Genomic DNA, 16,971 nt, shown 5'->3' on the forward strand with positions numbered 1-16,971 from the left:
AAAACCGGAAACAAAGTCGTCAGTTCATGGATGTTCATCCATCGGCTTTGTTGGCATGATTTAATCAATGATAACCATGTCTAGCAAGACCTTTGCCTAATGTTGGCAGAGGTCTTTTTTGTTTTCTGAAAATACCCTGCTGCATTAGCGGGAATAAGAGAAAGAGACAATCACTTAGGAGGAATTATAAAATGGATGCAGCATTATTACTTGAATATGGTTGGGTTCTTCTCATCCTAGTCGGGCTGGAAGGTATTTTGGCCGCGGACAATGCCCTCGTCATGGCGGTCATGGTTAAACACTTGCCTGAAAAAGACAGAAAAAAAGCGCTCTTCTACGGGTTGGCCGGCGCGTTTGTGATGAGGTTCGGCGCTTTGTTTGCGATCTCTTTTCTTGTCAACGTCTGGCAGGTGCAGGCGATCGGCGCCGTCTATCTGCTTTACATCTCCATTCACCATATTTTGAAAACCCATGTTTTCAAAAAGGACGAAAAGGTGAAAGAGTCGAAGCAAAGCGGTTTTTGGCCGACGGTTATCAAAGTTGAGCTGGCGGACATCGCGTTTGCCGTCGACTCGATTTTGGCGGCGGTTGCGCTGGCTGTCACACTTCCGGCAACGAACCTGCCGCAAATCGGCGGACTTGACGGCGGACAGTTCATGGTGATTTTAGCCGGCGGGATTATCGGACTGATTATTATGCGTTTTGCTGCAAGTCAATTTGTGAACTTGTTAAAGAAACGTCCGAGCCTGGAAACGGCTGCTTTTCTGATTGTCGGCTGGGTTGGTGTGAAACTGACGCTCTATACGCTCGCACACCCGCAAATCAACATCGTCTCTGAACATTTTATTCATTCAGGTACTTGGAAGTTCATCTTCTGGGCGGTGCTGATCGCTATTGCGCTCGGGGGATGGTTTATGACAAATCCGAACAAACACGAGAATAAAGCTGCAGAGGAGTAAACAGCTTTCGCCAGACTGCCGGTCTTTCACCGGCGGTCTTTTTTGTTTGCCCGCACTGGGAAGCACCAGGGATGATTGCCCTAGTCCAACCGAAATAAGATTTCATTTTATTAACAGGCGTGTTACAAAAACGGCGGGAAAACCCCCTTAATCGTCAAACAGATCACGAATTGTTCTAGGAGATCAAACAAATCATTGTCACAATTGAAAAATTAGAAATGAATACCGCGTTTTCTCCTTTGCGAATCCCTATCAAATTAGCTATCATTAATGAGTAGTATAGGGAGGAACTGAGGTGAAACCAGTGCTTAGCCTTTTGTTTAAGACAGGAAAAAAGAAACAACAATCATTAGAAGAGTCTGTAATAAGCATACAAAAAGGAAATCAGCAGTTGCAAAACGAGCTTATCCATCAGTATAAGCCTTTTGTGGCTAAAACGGTTTCATCCGTGTGCAAACGATATATAGATGAAAAAGATGATGAATTCAGCATCGGCTTGATTGCATTCAATGAAGCCATTGAAAAATATTCTTCAGATAAAGGAAATTCTCTGCTGGCATTTGCAGAGCTGATCATTAAGCGCAAAGTCATTGATTATATCAGAAAAGAAGCGAGAAATGCCCAGAATATCAATATGGACATGCAAGAAGGAGAAGAACAGGAATCCTCTCAAAGCATGATTGAAGCGGAGCTTTCCATTTATGAATTCAACCGCATGCTCGAACAGGAGCAGAGGCGGGAGGAGATTTTCCATTTTAAAGAAAGGCTTAAAAGTTTTGGCCTGTCTTTTTCCGATTTGCTGGAGCATTCCCCGAAACATACGGATGCAAGGCAAAACGCCATCAAAGTGGCATATACGCTAGTCGAACATGAAGAGTTAAAAAAGATCTTGTTTGAAAAAAAGCAGCTTCCCGTCAAACAGCTTGAAAAGCTGGTGGCTGTCAGCAGAAAAACCGTAGAGAGAAACCGCAAATATATCATTGCTATGGCGATCATTATAACGGGCGATTATGTTTACCTTAAAGATTATCTAAAAGGGGTGCTCAATTCATGAGAAGAGGAATTATTGTAGAAAAAAATAAAAAATTCGTCACATTGCTAACCCCTGACGGACAATTTTTAAAAGCAAAGAGCACAGAGGAAGATTATGAAATCGGTCAGGAAATTGCTTTTCCCGCGGAGACGAGAATGTCGAGGAAGCGTGCGGGCTTTTTTGATCTGCTTTCGCTCCGTCCGCTGAAAGCAGGCGTTTTTTCAATCGCGGCGATCATGCTGCTCGCTTTCATGATCATCCCTGATGTTTTAAACAATAAAGCATACGCCTATATGACGATCGATATCAATCCAAGCTTTGAATTGACACTCAACAAAAACTGTGAAGTTATCGATTTGGTGCCGCTGAACGAGGATGGGAAGGACTTAATGAGCAGTATAGAAAATTGGGAAAAGTCTGACTTTAAAGAAGTGATCAGTGAAATTGTCGAAGACAGCGATAAGAGCGGTTATGTCACCGAATCAAAAGAAGTGCTTATCGCCACCGTATATGAAAACAATAAAGATGACACATATAAGGCGACGGTAAAAAGCGAAATCGATCATGTAGCGAAAAAATACGAGCAGCAGAACTATAAGATGGAAGCGGTGGAATCAGACCTGGATACGCGTGCAAAAGCACAAAAAGAAGGCATCTCAACAGGCCGTTATATCCGTTCCCACAAAGATGAATTAGAAGACAAAAACAAAGATGATGACAATGAAGATAACAAAGATGATCAAAATCAGGGAGAAGATACAGGAGAAAAAGAGAAAGCTGTGAAAGAAGAAGATCAGCCGGAACAACATATGGATGATGAAGAATCAGACACGGAAGATCATCCGGACGGCGAAAAACCTTCAGATCAAGATCACTCTCAATCTGATCAAGAAATGGAAAAAGAAAAGGAGTCAAAATCCCCTAATACCGAAAACCCTCAAGAACATAACCATAATGACAAAGACGGTCAGCAGTCGGAGGAAGGAACGCAGAGAAGCGGTTCCGGCACAAATCAAGAGAGCCCTAAAACTCCTTATCAAAAGGAGAAAAAACCTTCTGACCAAACAAATCAACAAGAATATCCGCCGAGCGGGCCCGGCGAATAAACCATAGGGTATTTATTTGTCAGTATGCCCATTCATTTGAGCTTGTGCCTGCTGTACAAGTCGTTTTGTCATTTCCCCGCCTACAGACCCGTTTGAGCGAGCGACCGAGTCCGAGCCGAGCTGGACGCCGAACTCCTGGGCGATTTCATATTTGAACTGGTCTAAAACCTGCTCCGCCCCGGGAACGACGAGTTTATTCGTTCTTGCCATGATTCTCAACTCCTTTTTCAATTGGTACTGCTTGTTTAGTTTGAAATGGACTGAGGCTTTTTATGCTGGCAATTGTTGAAGGTGTAAAAAAACGCCTGGCTCAATAGCCAGGCGCACCGGTCAGCGGCGATTACTTCATACCATATTTTAAGAAGACGCTGTCAATCATGGAATGGGCGGTCGCCTGTATGTGCGAAGCGATAACGGATAGCACAGTGACAGCGGTGATATCTCTCGCTTTGTTCCATTCGGGATCGGCCAGATCTTGATAAAAACCGCGGAGCTGTCCAGTCTGCTCGATGACGATTTTTTCGAGCGCCGATTCATTCAGCGTATAGTCTTTGATCCGGTACACATAATCGAGAACCCGCGCATACCCTTCATAAAAGCGCAGCGGACTCACCACATCATCTGAGCGGTCTGTAATCGTATTAAAAACCGTTGTTAAGATTGGACGGATCGTTTCGAAGTCATAAACCGATTTTAAGTCTCGTACAATGAGAAGGATGACGGCTTGGTCGATGGAATATTTTTTGCCCAGTTCCGGATGTCCCATCAAATCTTTTATATCGCGTTTGATCCAGTTTTGGATGGCTGTCGATTTTAAGGATGTCAGTTCGCACAAATTTCCAAGTTCAACAATTTCATTTGTGGAAAGCCCGTGTTCCGTTTTTGGTTTTTTTCGTTCGTACCGGACAATGAATTCGGGGATGTCCAAATTGTCTTCCGGCTCATCGGGCGCCAAATCGGCCGATCTCAAAAGAATCGCAAGCGGACTGACATCCAGCTGCCCTTTTAAAGCGTACATCAGTTTGGCCATTTCCAGGCGAGTCAGTTTAAAAGGTTTCATCATTCCACCTCATTATGTATTAAAATGAAATAGCAAACAATATAAACATTATCTTACGTCTTATCACTTGCATTTTCAATTCTATGCCGTATAATTTTATTATACGAGTTCATTTGATCTTATTATAACATGGAGGTAATCATGGGAAAAAGAATCTTTCTCTTTCTTTTATCGAACATTTTAGTTATTACGACGATCGGTATCGTGCTGTCCATTATCGGTTCGCTGACAGGCGTAGGCACGTATTTCACGGCTGGCGGCGGCATCAATATTGTTGCGCTTCTCGTATTCAGTGCGGTTGTCGGCTTTGTCGGCTCCTTTATGTCGCTTTTGATGTCAAGATGGATGGCGAAAATGGCGATGGGCGTTCAGGTGCTGAATCCTGATAAGCAAACGCTCAGCTACGAAGAGCAGCAGCTCGTTGACCGGGTATATAAGCTGTCCCGCGCTGCCGGACTGACAAAGATGCCTGAAGTCGGCATCTACAATTCACGCGAAGTGAATGCCTTTGCGACCGGGCCGTCCAAAAACCGCTCGCTTGTCGCTGTATCGACGGGTCTTCTTCAGGAAATGGATGACGACGCAGTGGAAGGCGTTCTTGCTCACGAAGTCGCGCATATTGCAAACGGCGATATGGTGACGATGACGCTCCTTCAGGGAATCGTCAACACGTTTGTTGTTTTCTTCGCCCGGATTGCGGCATGGGCTGTTTCACGCGTTGTCCGTGAAGAGCTGGCGCCGATCGTTCACTTTATCGCGGTCATCGTATTCCAAATCGTGTTTTCCATTCTCGGAAGCCTTGTCGTGTTTGCGTACTCCCGCCACCGCGAATATCATGCGGATAGAGGAGGAGCAGACCTTGCAGGCAAGGATAAGATGATTCACGCGCTCCGCTCGCTTGAGCAGTACACTTCAAGAGTCAAAGAAGAGCAGGCATCTGTTGCCACTTTGAAAATCAACGGGAAAAAGCACACATCGCTTTTCTCAACACACCCTGATTTAAGCGACAGAATCCGCCGTCTGGAAGCAAAATAATCAATATGCAAACCCCCTTTTTCAAGGGGGTTTGCTTTTTAAATTTAAAAATCGAAAATCGGCTGTACATAAGAGCATGTTTCCTTTAAAATGGAACACGTTATACACAAGAAGCGCAACTTTTGAATATTGAAAAGAAGGAACGATTATGAAGGTTTTATTGAAAAAACTACTGCGCGTGCTGTCTCCTGTACAGCTGATCGCGCTCTATTATTTTTTGGCGGTGACGGTTTCCGTTATATTATTAAGTCTGCCCGTTGCACACAAGAATGATGTGGAATGGTCATTTATCGATGCCCTTTTTACTGCGGTGAGCGCAGTGAGCGTAACCGGTTTGACGGTTGTTGATACAGCTGATACATTCAGCACGGCCGGAATATGGATTTTGGCGTTTGTTCTGCAGTTTGGCGGGATCGGTGTGATGGCGCTCGGAACATTCGTCTGGCTGATTTTTGGCAAGCGGATCGGTTTGAAAGAGCGCCGGCTGATTATGACCGATCAAAATCAATCCAACTTATCGGGCCTTGTCAAGCTGATGAAGCACGTGCTCGGCTTGATCCTGCTGATCGAGCTGTTTGGCGGGCTGATTCTCGGCACTTACTTTTTAAAGTATTTTGATACACCTGGGGAAGCCTTTATACACGGATTTTTTACGAGTATCAGCGCAACGACCAATGCCGGTTTTGATATTACCGGCAACTCGCTGATTCCGTTTCAGCACGATTATTTTGTCCAGTTTATCGTCATCATGCTGTTGATTTTGGGTGCGATCGGCTTCCCGGTGCTGATTGAGGTAAAGGATTTTCTGCTCAGCAAAGAGCGCAAATTCACTTTCAGCCTGTTTACCAAACTGACATCAGTCACTTTTTTCCTTTTAGTGATTGGAGGTGCGATCGGCATATTCGCCACGGAAGCGCGCTTTGCCTTTTCAGGAAAATCGTGGCACGAAGTCATATTCTATTCGCTGTTCCAGTCGACGACGACCAGGAGCGGCGGACTCGCGACGATCGACATCAGCCAATTCACGCATACGACCATTTTGTTTATGTGCATGCTCATGTTCATCGGCGCTTCGCCAAGCTCTGTCGGCGGGGGCATCCGGACAACGACCTTTGCCTTAAACCTGTTGGCGCTGTATCACTTCGCGCGGGGAAATAAATCGGTGAAGATTTTCAAACGTGAACTGCACCAGGCGGACTTAATGAAGTCATTGATTGTGACGCTGATGGCGGTTATTCTCGTTTTCGGCTCGACACTCATTTTGACAATGACGGAAAAACATTCTTTGCTTGAACTGCTGTTTGAAGTGTGTTCCGCCTTCGGTACGACCGGCTTGTCGATGGGCATTACTTCAGATTTGAGCACGATCGGCAAAAGTGTCATCATCCTTCTGATGTTCATCGGCCGAATCGGCATTGTCACGCTGCTTTATTTATTCGGCAGAAAAGAAATCGAAGCGAACTACCATTATCCAAAGGAAAGAATAATTATCGGATAAGAAAGACAGTTTAGTTAAACTGTCTTTTTTTATGATCATAAAGTCGGTCGCTGTATTTATTTGTATGATATAATGCTTAAATGGCGGATTGAAAAAAAGGGGGAAGCAACGATGAAAATGAGAGTCATCCATTTGTTTATAGCCGCCGGATTTCTATTGCTCGCCGGAGCCTGTTCTAACGAGCCGACAGCAAAAGAAAGCATGGATCAATATGTAAACAAATGGAACGATCAAAAATTTGAAGAAATGTATGAACAGCTGTCGGCTGAAGCGCAAAAATCGATTTCAAAAGACGATTTCATCAAGCGCAATCAATCCATTTATGAACAGATCGGAGTTTCCGATTTGAAGGTTTCAGCCGTCGATAACGATGAAGATGAAAAAAATAAAGAGAAAAAAGATGCAGTGACAATACCGTATAAAGTCAGCATGAATACATTGGCCGGCCCCGTTTCTTTTGAAGGGAAGGCAAAGCTTGTCAAAGAAAAAAAAGACGGTGACACGTCATGGAAAGTCAACTGGAACCCATCCTTTATTTTTTCACAGCTGAAGGAAGGGGAGACCATCCGGATTACCGCCAAGGAACCAGCGAGAGGCATCATTTATGACAGAAACGGAAAGAAACTCGCTACGAATGCGACAGTGCCTGAAATCGGCGTCGTTCCGGGGCAGCTCGGAGATGATAAAGATGGTGTCATCAAAAAGCTCGCGAACATGCTTGACATGGAAAAAGAAGACATCGAAAAACAGCTGTCCGCAAGCTGGGTGACGGACGAATCATTCGTTCCCTTGAAAAAAGTGAAGCCTGGTAGCACAGAGCTTCTTAAAAAAGCGACCTCTCTTCCCGGGGTTTTGAAACAAGACACGCAATCAAGATACTATCCTTACGGTGAAAAAGCCGCACATCTTACCGGTTACATACGGCCGATTACCGAAGAGGAATTAAAGCAGAATAAAGAAGGCTACAGCGAGCATTCACTGCTCGGAATCGTCGGTCTCGAACACATTTATGAAAAAGAACTCAGAGGAGAAATCGGCTGGACGATTTCGATTCCTGAATCAAACGCGACGGTTGCCTCAAAGGATGCAAAAGACGGAAAAGACATCCATACCACGATCGATATCAACAAACAGGAAGAACTGTACAACCAGTTAAAAGATGACTCCGGTGCTGCCGTTGCGTTAGAGCCGCAGACTGGAGAAACGTTGGCGCTTGTCAGCGCGCCTTCATACGATCCGAACGGGTTTTTGTTTGGCTGGAAAAAAGGAGAATGGGAAAAACTCAACAAAGATGCGTCTGCGCCATTCACCTCTAAATTTAATAAAACCTATGCTCCGGGTTCAACGATCAAACCGATCACGGCTTCAATCGGTCTGAAAAATGACGCGATCAAAGCGGATGAACCTAAGAAGATCGAAGGGAAGGAATGGCAGAAAGATTCGTCATGGGGCGGATATAAAGTCACACGGGTTTCCGATCGATTAAGCGATGTCAACCTGGAAAACGCGCTGATCACTTCCGACAACATTTATTTCGCGCAGACCGCCCTTGACACAGGGAAGGATCAATTTGTCGAAGGCCTGAAATCATTCGGCTTCGAGGAAAAACTTGATTATGAATTCCCGACGAAGTCTTCCTCCATATCAAACGAAGGAATCGACTCGGATATTCTCCTTGCCGATTCAGGATACGGACAGGGGCAAATGCTGATGTCGCCGATACACCTCGCGGCAAGCTATACGCCTTTCTTGAACGATGGTAATCTGATCAAGCCGCACCTGATCAAAAAGGACGGCGAAGAGAAAGAAATATGGCATAAAAACGTACTGCCCACAGGCGGAGCAGAAGCGATTACAAAAGGATTGAAAGGCGTTGTAGAAGACCCTCGCGGCTCGGCTTACAAGCCGGTTGTCAAAGGGCTCACGATCGCAGGGAAAACGGGAACGGCCGAGCTGAAAACGAAGAAAGACGAAAAAGGTAAAGAAAACGGCTGGTTCACCGCTTATGATTACAAAAACAAAAACCTTTTAATCACGATGATGATCGAGGATGTGTCAGATCGCGGCGGCAGCTCATATGTCGTCAATAAAGTGAAAAAAGTGTTTAAATAAGCACCCTGAAGGGTGCTTATTTTTTTGCCGAAAACTGGATGTGTGGAATGTACGGAAACGGAAAGGATATGGATGAAACGACAAAAGAAAGGAATGTCATCATGAAAAGAAAAGTTGCCAGAAATGAAGCGGCTCTTAACAATAAAACGCCTGCTGAAAGCATGCATGATCATCAATACATGACCCAATATGATGCCGAAAACGGAGACAGGGGCGCCAACCGCAACTCGAAACAAGGGAAGCAGGGAGAATCACGCCAATGAAAAAACATCAAAAAAGCAAGGATATGCAAAACCATAAAAAACCGATGAATCCAGATGTGCTTCAAGAGGAATTTTCAAACGAACTGGGCGATGTCAACGCCTTTAAATTGATTGATGTGATCGAGAACAATAAAAAGAAGAACAAAAAGGCGGACGGACAGCAGCGGGATAAAGATTAAAACTGCGGATCAAACGAGAAAGGTCCAAATCGGAAACGATTTGGACCTTCATTTATTTTAAATAAGGGTTATATCCGTTGTCTTTTTTCAACATCCTCATTAAATTCGTCATTTTCAATTCGATGAATGGCTGGGCGACCGTTTTCACAAATCCGCTTGATAAGCAGAAAGTTAAAATCGCCGTGGCGATGATTAATAGTGTCAGACTTTGATAATCGGCAAGCCATTCTTCCGCTCCCGTTTTTCTGAACGACTTGATGATAAAGCCGTGCAGCAGATAGACATAAAATGTGCGCGTTCCCCACAGGGTAAAGAAATACCGCCTTTCAGGCACAAGCGCCATGAACGCGAAGGTTGAAGCGAACGTGATGACGAGGAGCGCCACTCGGTTTAACCCGCTTTTTATCCCGACATCGCCGAATTCCGAATAGGGTTTGGACCCGAACAGCCAGGAGTAATCGAAGTCTACAAAAAAGTAGAAAACGAACGTTGCTGCTAAAACGGCTAGAGCGGCCTGCTTGCCTTTCCAGCCTCTCAGTATTTTAAAATGGTCTTTTTGCAAATAATAGCCCGCCAAAAAGACCGGGAAGAAAACAAACGTGCGGGACAGGCTGAGCGTGTTGCTGATCAAGTCGATATATCCGACAAGAACGGCGATCGCAAAGCTTGCGGCAAACGCCCATTTCGCCGGCAGTTTTGTGAATGGAAACAACAGGATATTCCAAAAGAACAGGCTCAGCAAAAACCAAAGCGACCATTGCGGTTCAATCGGATTTGCGGCCGTTAAGCTTTGATCATCGATAAAGGAATAAAACAGCGTATAGATTCCCTGGAAAATCAAATAAGGAACAATCAGCTTCCAGGCGATTTTTTTGACATAGCCGGGGCGGTTGAACCCTTTTGCAAAATAGCCTGATATGAGAATAAAAGCAGGCATATGAAACGTGTAAATAAATTTATAAATATGAAGCAGAGCATCATTATCATGAATATAGGACCTGATTATATGTCCGAATACGACGAGAAAAATTAATAGGAATTTTGCATTGTCGAAATAGCTGTCGCGCGAAGTCGCCATAACATCACCCTTTCACAAACATTTTCAGGAGACGCCGGTGCGGGAAGCGTCTGAACCCCGGAACATTCTTTCCGGAATGACGTCTTCCACCAGTCTGGCCTCATTTTAAAATTTTAAAATAGAAAGCATGTGTTTTCCTATGCATTAAGTCTTATTGTTAGGTCGATGTAATTGAACAGTAAGGAACTTTTATATCGTCATCTTCCTGTAAAATAGGCGGAAAGGTTGTAAAAGTTCGAAACAAATGAAGGAAGATTTTCCGGTTTGTAGAATAATTGGAGGACAGGTTTTCAAGAAGGAGTGTAATAAATGGAGGAAACTCTTGATTTGAATGAATCCTTAAATCTGCAAAACCAGCTGAACAGACTGAAGAAAGAGAACGCCAAGCTGAAAGCGGATTTGTATCAGTATGAGCTGCTGTTTAACGGGACGCTGGACGCTATTTTTATATTGGATAAACAGATGAACATCATCCAGGCGAATGATGCCGCCTGCAAAATTCTGCAAAGCCAAAAAAAGAATTTGCTGGACCGGTCGGCGCTCGACTTCCTGCACGCCGTCCCGCCGGATGAACTGAACCAGAGCATTCAACGCTTTTTGGAGCGGGGATATGCGAAAAAAGAAGTGGCCATCAGGCTTGACAACGGATCTGTCAAATATATCGAGTTTACTGCAAGCAAAGGAATCGGTGAAGACTGCTATTTTGTCGTCATGAGGGACATTTCATCGAAAAAAATATTGGAGCGGGAGCGCACCATTAATGAAAAGCTGTTTAAAGATTTGTTTCACCGCGCGGTTGAAGGAATCGTCATCTTTGATAAACAAGGCTGTTTCATCGATGCGAACCATTCGTTTTGCCAGAGCTTCGAAATTGAAAAAACAGAGCTTTCAAAACTGAAGCTGTCTCAATTCGTATCCCCTGAAAACAAGGGGCGGCTCGATAAAATCTGGAATGCTCTTTTCAGAAGAGGGAAAGCAAAAGGGGAGCTTCCTGTCCGGCTCAGATCAGGAGAAGACCGGCTGTTTGAGCTTACGATAACCTCGAACATTTTAAACGGCTTTTACATGTCGATTATGAGGGATATTACCGAGAAGCGCTCGATGGAAAAACAGCTGTTTAAAAGCGAAGAACGCTTTAGAGAAGTCTTTGAAAATGCGATGGATGCCATTATACTGATGAATAACGACGGCCGCATCGTCAAAGCGAACCAGTCGGCCTGCAAAATCTTCGAACTGCCGATGGAACAGCTTCTCAACAAGAAGATGACCGATTTTATTGATCAAACCGATCAGAGGTACCATGCCATTCAAAAGCAGTATGATCAAAAAGGGGAAATCCGGGCGGAACTGCTGTTTCGTATGGCAAACGGACAATATAAAGAGCTTGAGTTCACGTCAAAACGGATCATGTTCGACAGCCAGGACCTAACCATTTTAAGAAATGTCAGCGACAGAAAACGAATGGAACAAGAATTGCGGGAAAGCGAATTGAAGTTCAGAAAAGTATTCAACGGATCAATGGACGGAATCGTTCTTTTCAACAACCAGTACGACATTATCGATGCGAACCCCCTTGCCGGAAAAATTCTCAGCACCCCTCTTGAACAGCTGAAAACGTCCAATCTACTTGATGTCATCTCCGGCTATCATATAGAAAACGCAGCTTCTCCCGCTAAAACGATTTCCTTAGAAGAAATGGACAATGACATCCCATTCCTGCTGAGCGACCAAAAACGGATTCTTGAATTTTCATTTAAAAGAAATATCATTCAAAATATGAACTTGGCGATGCTCAGAGACGTGACAGAACGAAAAGAGCTTGAAGAGCGGCTCCGCAAGTCTGATACCCTTCACGTCGTCGGCGAACTCGCAGCCGGAATTGCCCATGAAATCCGCAACCCGATGACGGCGCTAAAAGGATTTATCCAACTGCTGAAAGGCAGCATCCAAAATGAGGATCACGCGCTTTACTTTAATGTCATCACATCAGAACTCAAAAGGATTGAATCGATTATTACGGAGTTTCTCATCCTTGCAAAACCGCAGGCGATTATGTATGAAGAAAAAAATATCGTCAAAATCATGCAGGACACAATGGATTTGCTGCACGCACAGGCAAACCTTGACAACGTTCAGATGCATCTGAAGTGCGAAGGCGGCATTCCGCTGATTTATTGCGAGCCGAATCAGCTGAAACAGGTATTTATCAACATTTTGAAAAATGCGATTGAAGTGATGCCTGACGGAGGCAACGTATATGTGTCGATCAAACCGAAAGGAGACGACCATATCATTATCTCGCTTGCTGACGAAGGAATCGGCATGACAGAAGACAAATTGAAGAGGCTCGGCGAACCTTTTTACACGACAAAAGAACGGGGCACTGGACTCGGGCTCATGGTCAGTTATAAAATTATTGAAGAGCATAATGGAAAAATCGAAGTTGAAAGTGAAGAAGGGAGAGGCACGACATTCCATCTGACTCTCCCGATCAGACAGCATCATGAGGAGGAGGCTTAATCGCATCGTGGGCTTTTATATTGAAATGACCTCGCCTTTTGGACAAGCTTACATTGTCGAGGAAAATCACCACATTACGCATTTGCTATTTGAAAAAGATGAACTAAAACAGCTCCAGCAAGACGGCTTGGAGCTTCGCCGGACCGAAACGGAATTGTTGAAGGAGGCAAAGCGCCAGCTCGAAGAATATTTCAGGGGGGAGCGGAAGACGTTCACCCTTCCTCTCCGCCAGGATGGAACCCCGTTTCAGAAAAAAGTGTGGGAGGCGCTGCAGTTGATCCCGTACGGTGAATCACGGAGCTATTTAGATATCGCGTGCGCCGTCGGGAATCCGAAAGCGGTTCGCGCAATCGGCCAGGCCAATAAAAGAAATGCGCTGCCGATTTTGATCCCGTGCCACCGTGTCATCGGCAAAAATCGTTCTTTAACGGGGTACTCCGGAAATGAAACGGATAAAAAAGCGGTGCTGCTCGACATCGAAAATATTGCGTATAAGGGAAAATAATATACGAGCACGCCGTTTCTTTTTTTCGTCAGCGACATATAATTTTATTAAGTTAAAAATGTTGGTCTTGGTAAAAAAGGAGGACGAATAAGTGAAAACGAACCGCCCGAACAAAATAGCAGGATACGCGGAATTGTTCGTCAAGCTGCACGTGTTGACCGAAGAGCAGAAGAAAGACATCATCAAATCGATTAAAATCCGCTAAAGCGGCCTAAGTAAGGGCTTCAGCGGAAAACAGCGCTTCAATTTCTTCTTCAAACCTGTCTGTGATAATCCCTTTTTCCGTAATGATGCCAGAGATTAAATCGTGCGGCGTGATATCAAAAGCAGGGTTGAACACTGGCACCTCTTGCGGAGCTATTTGCGTTCCGTTTATCAGCCTGACTTCATCCGGATCGCGTTCTTCAATCGGAATGTTGTCGCCACATGAAATCGAAACATCAAAAGTTGACAGGGGAGCGGCGATAAAAAACGGGATTTGAAAGGCTTTGGCGAGGATTGCCAAGCCGTATGTTCCGATTTTATTGGCTGTATCTCCGTTTCTCGCGATCCTGTCCGCTCCGACAATGACGGCTGAAATGTTTTTTTCTTTCATCGTATGGGCAGCCATGCTGTCTGTAATCAGCGTCACGTCAATTCCCCCCTGCATAAGCTCCCACGCCGTCAGGCGCGCCCCTTGCAGGACAGGCCTCGTTTCACAGGCATAAATATGAAGGTCGAGGTCCTTTGTTTTGGCAAGATAAAACGGGGAAAGGGCCGTACCGTACCTGCTTGTCGCAATCGAGCCGGCGTTGCAGATGGTCATGATGCTGTCACCCGATTTGAACAAATGCAGTGCATTCTGTCCGATTTGCCGGCACGTTTCTTCGTCTTCAACCTGGATCTGAATGGCTTCATGGATCAGATTTGTTTTTGCTTCATTGACCGATTTTGCGTCCTCCGCACTTATTACCAGCCGATTGAGAGCCCAGGATAAATTGACGGCTGTCGGCCTTGCCTGATTGAGTTCATCTTTGATTTTTCCGAGTTCCACCAGAAACGCGGAAACCTCAGATGTATTGATGCTTTGTGCGCAAAGGGCGAGTCCGAAGGCGGCTGTAATGCCGATGGCAGGTGCACCCCTCACTTTCAGCGTTTGAATCGCATCATAGACGTCTTCTTTTGTTGTGAGGTGCAGGTATTCCGTCTTTTCGGGAAGCTTTTGCTGGTTCAGAATTTTTACCGATGCTTCTTCCCATTCGACAGAGCGGGGCACCGCAAATTGTTCAGGCATGTCATTCACTCCTTAAGTGCGTTCCGAAACGCTTCAATCAAGTCTTTTGGCGTCCGGAAACCACTGCGTTTTTCTATGAATGCTGCGCCTATTTTAAGGGCGAGCTTTTTTTGGCTGATTCTCCGGGAAAACGGAACGATTGTTTCAAGGTCCGCCACATGGGCAAGGCCGATCGTCCGGCGGATCATTTCGCAGCCGGCAAAGCCTGCTGCGTCTTCAAACGCCTGCTTCAGAACTGATTCAAGGCGTCCTTTCTCATTTTTGCAAGCGTCAAGAGCATCGTTTTCCCATGCTTCGCTGAATGTCCGGCTGAACGTATGCCAGACGGTCTCGACATGGCGGTATAAAGGAGCCCGCCTGTTTTCTTCGCGGGAAAGCGCGTGCAGCAGCAGGTTGGCGATAAACTGTCCAATGTCAAACCCGATCGGGCCGAAAAACGCAAATTCAGGGTCGATGATTTTCGTTTCGGCTTCTTCACTTGCGAAAATGCTGCCTGTATGAAGGTCGCCGTGGATCAGCGTTTCCTCTGCAGACAAAAAGCGCTGTTTCAGTTTTGCCGCTTCAATTTTTAATGCTTCATTGCGCCAAAGATCTTCCGCTTCATCGCGAAGCTCTTCTTCGAAATCGTTTGTCTCATGATCAAAGAAAGGGTCTGTGAACACAAGGCTTTCTGTAATATCGCACAGATCCGGATTCGTAAACTGCTTCACAAGCCGCCCTTTAACTGTTGGGTCAAGTGCATATTCAGACGAGTAAAAATGTGTTTTTCCAAGGAATTCTCCGATGTCTTCCGACAGGTGGGGATAATCCTTCCCGTCAATCAGTCCTTTTCTGGCGATTTCCAAGTGAGAAAGGTCTTCCAATACGGTAACGGCAAGCTCGGTGTCAGAATAGTACACGTTCGGGACAAGGTGCGGGACATGCTCGGCTTGGCGGATCAGCGCACTGCTTTCGATTCTCGCCCTGTCAAGCGACAGCGGCCAGCTTTCGCCGACGACTTTCGCATAAGGCACCGCCTGTTTGATGATCAGCCCTTTTTGCTGCTCTTTGTCATACACGCGGAAGACCAAATTCAAGTTTCCGTCCCCGATCTCCCGGCATGTCAGGGTGCTTTTGCTTGGAAAAAGCCCGAGGCGGACGGCCAGCGCGGCCGCGGAGCTTTCGGTCAAAGTTTCGTATGCTGCGGTTTTCGTTACGGTCATGTGTGATTCCCCCTAAATGTCGTTAACAATAAAAAAGCCTCTTTCTCATCGAGAGAAAGAGGCTGATTTGTCGCGTTCGCCTCTCTTATCTCTCAGAATTCAAAGTCTGATGGAATTAGCACCGTGCCCTAGCGGCGCAGAATTTCGCGCCCCATTTCACAATGGTATTACGGTCGGTTGCTGTTGGGGTCATTAGGCCAGTCCTTCACCCAACTCTCGATAAGAGAAATCAATATAAAATTTTGAAATTTCAGTTCGGTCAGTTGCTGAAAATGTTACCAGCATCTCAGTTTTCTTGTCAACACTTTTTTAATATAAATCTCTGCGAATGTCCTCAAAAACCGGAATTTGCCCCCGCGCTTTTTCAATGTCCCCGAGGTTGATTTCGGTCCTGATGACGGCTTCACCGCTCCCTGCTTCAGCGAGGGTGCGGCCGAGCGGATCAATGATGATGCTGTGGCCCGCAAATTCGTTTGCCGGGTCACTTCCCGCTCGGTTGCAGGCTGCGACAAAGCACTGATTTTCAATCGCTCTGGCTTTTAAAAGGCTTTGCCAGTGATCGAGGCGGGCGAGCGGCCATTCCGCCGATACAAAGATGATGCCCGCACCTTCCTTCGTATGTTTTCTGATCCATTCCGGGAAACGGATGTCGTAGCAGATAAACCCCGCAGCCGGGATCCCTTCAAGCTCGAAGCTCCCGTCGCCTGAGCCCGCTGACAAATAAAGGTGTTCGTCCATCAGCTGGAAAAGGTGAGCTTTGCTGTATTCTTTGATCAAATGTCCGTTTTTGTCTGCGATGTACATGATATTGTACACACCGCTTTTTTTCTTAACGGCGACAGAGCCGCATATGATATGGACACGGTTTGCTTTTGCCGTTTCCTGCAGCCATCTCTTCGTTTGCCTGCCTTCTTCATCTGCGATGGAGCCGAGATTTTTTAAATCATAACCCGTCGTCCACAGCTCGGGAAGGAGAAGAACATCCGCTTTCCGGCTTTCCTGTTCGATCAGCTGCTCCGCTTTTTTAAAATTTTCAGAAGGATTGCCGTATGCGATATCGAATTGCAGACATGAAATTGTCAGCTTCAATCTGGATCACCTCATTTTTTTCTTTACATTTTACATTTAACAATATATGATGATGGACT

17 protein-coding genes and 1 riboswitch are annotated in these 16,971 nt (G+C 45.5%); of the genes, 11 read left to right on the forward strand and 6 right to left on the reverse strand.

Features of this window, described 5'->3' with window-relative positions; all coding sequences use genetic code 11:
• Positions 1 to 191: 191 nt before the first annotated feature.
• The 3 genes from M1D59_RS07405 to M1D59_RS07415 all read left to right on the forward strand — a co-directional run bounded on the left by M1D59_RS07405 (position 192) and on the right by M1D59_RS07415 (position 3,098).
• Positions 192 to 959, forward strand: a complete 768-nt coding sequence (locus tag M1D59_RS07405; protein ID WP_020451122.1) for a TerC family protein — start codon at positions 192 to 194, stop codon at positions 957 to 959.
• A gap of 295 nt (positions 960 to 1,254) precedes the next feature.
• Complete coding sequence (gene sigI / locus M1D59_RS07410) at positions 1,255 to 2,013, forward strand: RNA polymerase sigma factor SigI (RefSeq protein WP_020451123.1); 759 nt, start codon at positions 1,255 to 1,257, stop codon at positions 2,011 to 2,013.
• Complete coding sequence (locus M1D59_RS07415; protein WP_065643306.1) at positions 2,010 to 3,098, forward strand: anti-sigma factor domain-containing protein; 1,089 nt, start codon at positions 2,010 to 2,012, stop codon at positions 3,096 to 3,098. The genes sigI and M1D59_RS07415 overlap by 4 nt, the downstream gene beginning before the upstream one ends.
• A 12-nt stretch (positions 3,099 to 3,110) precedes the next feature.
• Here the strand turns inward: M1D59_RS07415 and M1D59_RS07420 are convergent, their stop codons facing one another.
• Both M1D59_RS07420 and M1D59_RS07425 read right to left on the reverse strand, forming a co-directional pair.
• Positions 3,111 to 3,308, reverse strand: a complete 198-nt coding sequence (locus M1D59_RS07420) for an alpha/beta-type small acid-soluble spore protein (protein WP_020451125.1) — start codon at positions 3,306 to 3,308, stop codon at positions 3,111 to 3,113.
• 130 nt (positions 3,309 to 3,438) lie between these two features.
• Positions 3,439 to 4,158, reverse strand: a complete 720-nt coding sequence (locus M1D59_RS07425; RefSeq protein WP_145624509.1) for a DUF1836 domain-containing protein — start codon at positions 4,156 to 4,158, stop codon at positions 3,439 to 3,441.
• A 141-nt stretch (positions 4,159 to 4,299) separates the two neighbouring features.
• Between M1D59_RS07425 and htpX the strand changes: the two genes are divergently transcribed.
• The 5 genes from htpX (at position 4,300) to M1D59_RS07450 (ending at position 9,245) form a co-directional block, all read left to right on the forward strand.
• Positions 4,300 to 5,193, forward strand: coding sequence for a protease HtpX (gene htpX / locus M1D59_RS07430; protein WP_025811991.1), 894 nt, complete (start codon positions 4,300 to 4,302; stop codon positions 5,191 to 5,193).
• Positions 5,194 to 5,341: 148 nt separating this feature from the next.
• Entirely contained in the window at positions 5,342 to 6,691 is a 1,350-nt protein-coding gene (locus M1D59_RS07435; protein ID WP_025811989.1) for a TrkH family potassium uptake protein, read from the forward strand.
• Between the two features lie 111 nt (positions 6,692 to 6,802).
• Entirely contained in the window at positions 6,803 to 8,803 is a 2,001-nt protein-coding gene (locus M1D59_RS07440; protein ID WP_020451129.1) for a penicillin-binding transpeptidase domain-containing protein, read from the forward strand.
• A 47-nt stretch (positions 8,804 to 8,850) separates the two neighbouring features.
• Complete coding sequence (locus tag M1D59_RS07445) at positions 8,851 to 9,066, forward strand: hypothetical protein (RefSeq protein WP_023856450.1); 216 nt, start codon at positions 8,851 to 8,853, stop codon at positions 9,064 to 9,066.
• Entirely contained in the window at positions 9,063 to 9,245 is a 183-nt protein-coding gene (locus M1D59_RS07450; RefSeq protein ID WP_020451131.1) for a hypothetical protein, read from the forward strand. The genes M1D59_RS07445 and M1D59_RS07450 overlap by 4 nt, the downstream gene beginning before the upstream one ends.
• 52 nt (positions 9,246 to 9,297) lie before the next feature.
• On the opposite strand, the gene M1D59_RS07455 is transcribed toward M1D59_RS07450, so the two are convergent.
• A complete protein-coding gene (locus tag M1D59_RS07455) occupies positions 9,298 to 10,323 on the reverse strand; it encodes an acyltransferase family protein (RefSeq protein WP_020451132.1) in 1,026 nt (341 codons plus the stop codon).
• Between the two features lie 309 nt (positions 10,324 to 10,632).
• Here M1D59_RS07455 and M1D59_RS07460 point away from each other — a divergent pair, with 309 nt between their 5' ends.
• The 3 genes from M1D59_RS07460 (at position 10,633) to M1D59_RS07470 (ending at position 13,553) form a co-directional block, all read left to right on the forward strand.
• On the forward strand, positions 10,633 to 12,843 hold the full coding sequence (locus tag M1D59_RS07460; RefSeq protein WP_020451133.1) for a PAS domain-containing sensor histidine kinase: 2,211 nt from the start codon (positions 10,633 to 10,635) through the stop codon (positions 12,841 to 12,843).
• 7 nt (positions 12,844 to 12,850) lie between these two features.
• Positions 12,851 to 13,348 carry a methylated-DNA--[protein]-cysteine S-methyltransferase gene (locus M1D59_RS07465; protein WP_020451134.1) on the forward strand — a complete coding sequence of 166 codons (498 nt, stop codon included), beginning with the start codon at positions 12,851 to 12,853 and terminating at the stop codon, positions 13,346 to 13,348.
• 91 nt (positions 13,349 to 13,439) lie between these two features.
• Complete coding sequence (locus tag M1D59_RS07470; RefSeq protein ID WP_023857319.1) at positions 13,440 to 13,553, forward strand: hypothetical protein; 114 nt, start codon at positions 13,440 to 13,442, stop codon at positions 13,551 to 13,553.
• Between the two features lie 6 nt (positions 13,554 to 13,559).
• Here the strand turns inward: M1D59_RS07470 and mtnA are convergent, their stop codons facing one another.
• The 3 genes from mtnA to M1D59_RS07485 all read right to left on the reverse strand — a co-directional run bounded on the left by mtnA (position 13,560) and on the right by M1D59_RS07485 (position 16,912).
• Positions 13,560 to 14,621, reverse strand: a complete 1,062-nt coding sequence (gene mtnA / locus M1D59_RS07475; RefSeq protein ID WP_458117917.1) for an S-methyl-5-thioribose-1-phosphate isomerase — start codon at positions 14,619 to 14,621, stop codon at positions 13,560 to 13,562.
• A 5-nt stretch (positions 14,622 to 14,626) separates the two neighbouring features.
• Positions 14,627 to 15,823 (reverse strand): S-methyl-5-thioribose kinase, encoded by a 1,197-nt coding sequence (mtnK, locus tag M1D59_RS07480; protein ID WP_020451136.1) that lies wholly within the window; start codon positions 15,821 to 15,823, stop codon positions 14,627 to 14,629.
• An 82-nt stretch (positions 15,824 to 15,905) separates the two neighbouring features.
• Positions 15,906 to 16,049, reverse strand: a riboswitch (SAM riboswitch).
• A gap of 83 nt (positions 16,050 to 16,132) precedes the next feature.
• Positions 16,133 to 16,912 carry a carbon-nitrogen family hydrolase gene (locus M1D59_RS07485; RefSeq protein ID WP_020451137.1) on the reverse strand — a complete coding sequence of 260 codons (780 nt, stop codon included), beginning with the start codon at positions 16,910 to 16,912 and terminating at the stop codon, positions 16,133 to 16,135.
• Positions 16,913 to 16,971: the final 59 nt, after the last annotated feature.

This window comes from Bacillus sp. PK6-026 (assembly GCF_054161455.1).

Excerpts from the sequence above, each read along its gene's own strand:
- M1D59_RS07405 (WP_020451122.1), top strand. The coding sequence starts at position 192 with ATGGATGCAGCATTATTACTTGAATATGGTTGGGTTCTTCTCATCCTA.
- mtnA (WP_458117917.1), bottom strand. The coding sequence starts at position 14,621 with ATGCCTGAACAATTTGCGGTGCCCCGCTCTGTCGAATGGGAAGAAGCA.
- M1D59_RS07455 (WP_020451132.1), bottom strand. The coding sequence starts at position 10,323 with ATGGCGACTTCGCGCGACAGCTATTTCGACAATGCAAAATTCCTATTA.
- M1D59_RS07425 (WP_145624509.1), bottom strand. The coding sequence starts at position 4,158 with ATGAAACCTTTTAAACTGACTCGCCTGGAAATGGCCAAACTGATGTAC.
- M1D59_RS07445 (WP_023856450.1), top strand. The coding sequence starts at position 8,851 with ATGTACGGAAACGGAAAGGATATGGATGAAACGACAAAAGAAAGGAAT.
- htpX (WP_025811991.1), top strand. The coding sequence starts at position 4,300 with ATGGGAAAAAGAATCTTTCTCTTTCTTTTATCGAACATTTTAGTTATT.
- M1D59_RS07450 (WP_020451131.1), top strand. The coding sequence starts at position 9,063 with ATGAAAAAACATCAAAAAAGCAAGGATATGCAAAACCATAAAAAACCG.
- M1D59_RS07440 (WP_020451129.1), top strand. The coding sequence starts at position 6,803 with ATGAAAATGAGAGTCATCCATTTGTTTATAGCCGCCGGATTTCTATTG.
- M1D59_RS07420 (WP_020451125.1), bottom strand. The coding sequence starts at position 3,308 with ATGGCAAGAACGAATAAACTCGTCGTTCCCGGGGCGGAGCAGGTTTTA.
- M1D59_RS07415 (WP_065643306.1), top strand. The coding sequence starts at position 2,010 with ATGAGAAGAGGAATTATTGTAGAAAAAAATAAAAAATTCGTCACATTG.
- M1D59_RS07435 (WP_025811989.1), top strand. The coding sequence starts at position 5,342 with ATGAAGGTTTTATTGAAAAAACTACTGCGCGTGCTGTCTCCTGTACAG.
- M1D59_RS07460 (WP_020451133.1), top strand. The coding sequence starts at position 10,633 with ATGGAGGAAACTCTTGATTTGAATGAATCCTTAAATCTGCAAAACCAG.
- mtnK (WP_020451136.1), bottom strand. The coding sequence starts at position 15,823 with ATGACCGTAACGAAAACCGCAGCATACGAAACTTTGACCGAAAGCTCC.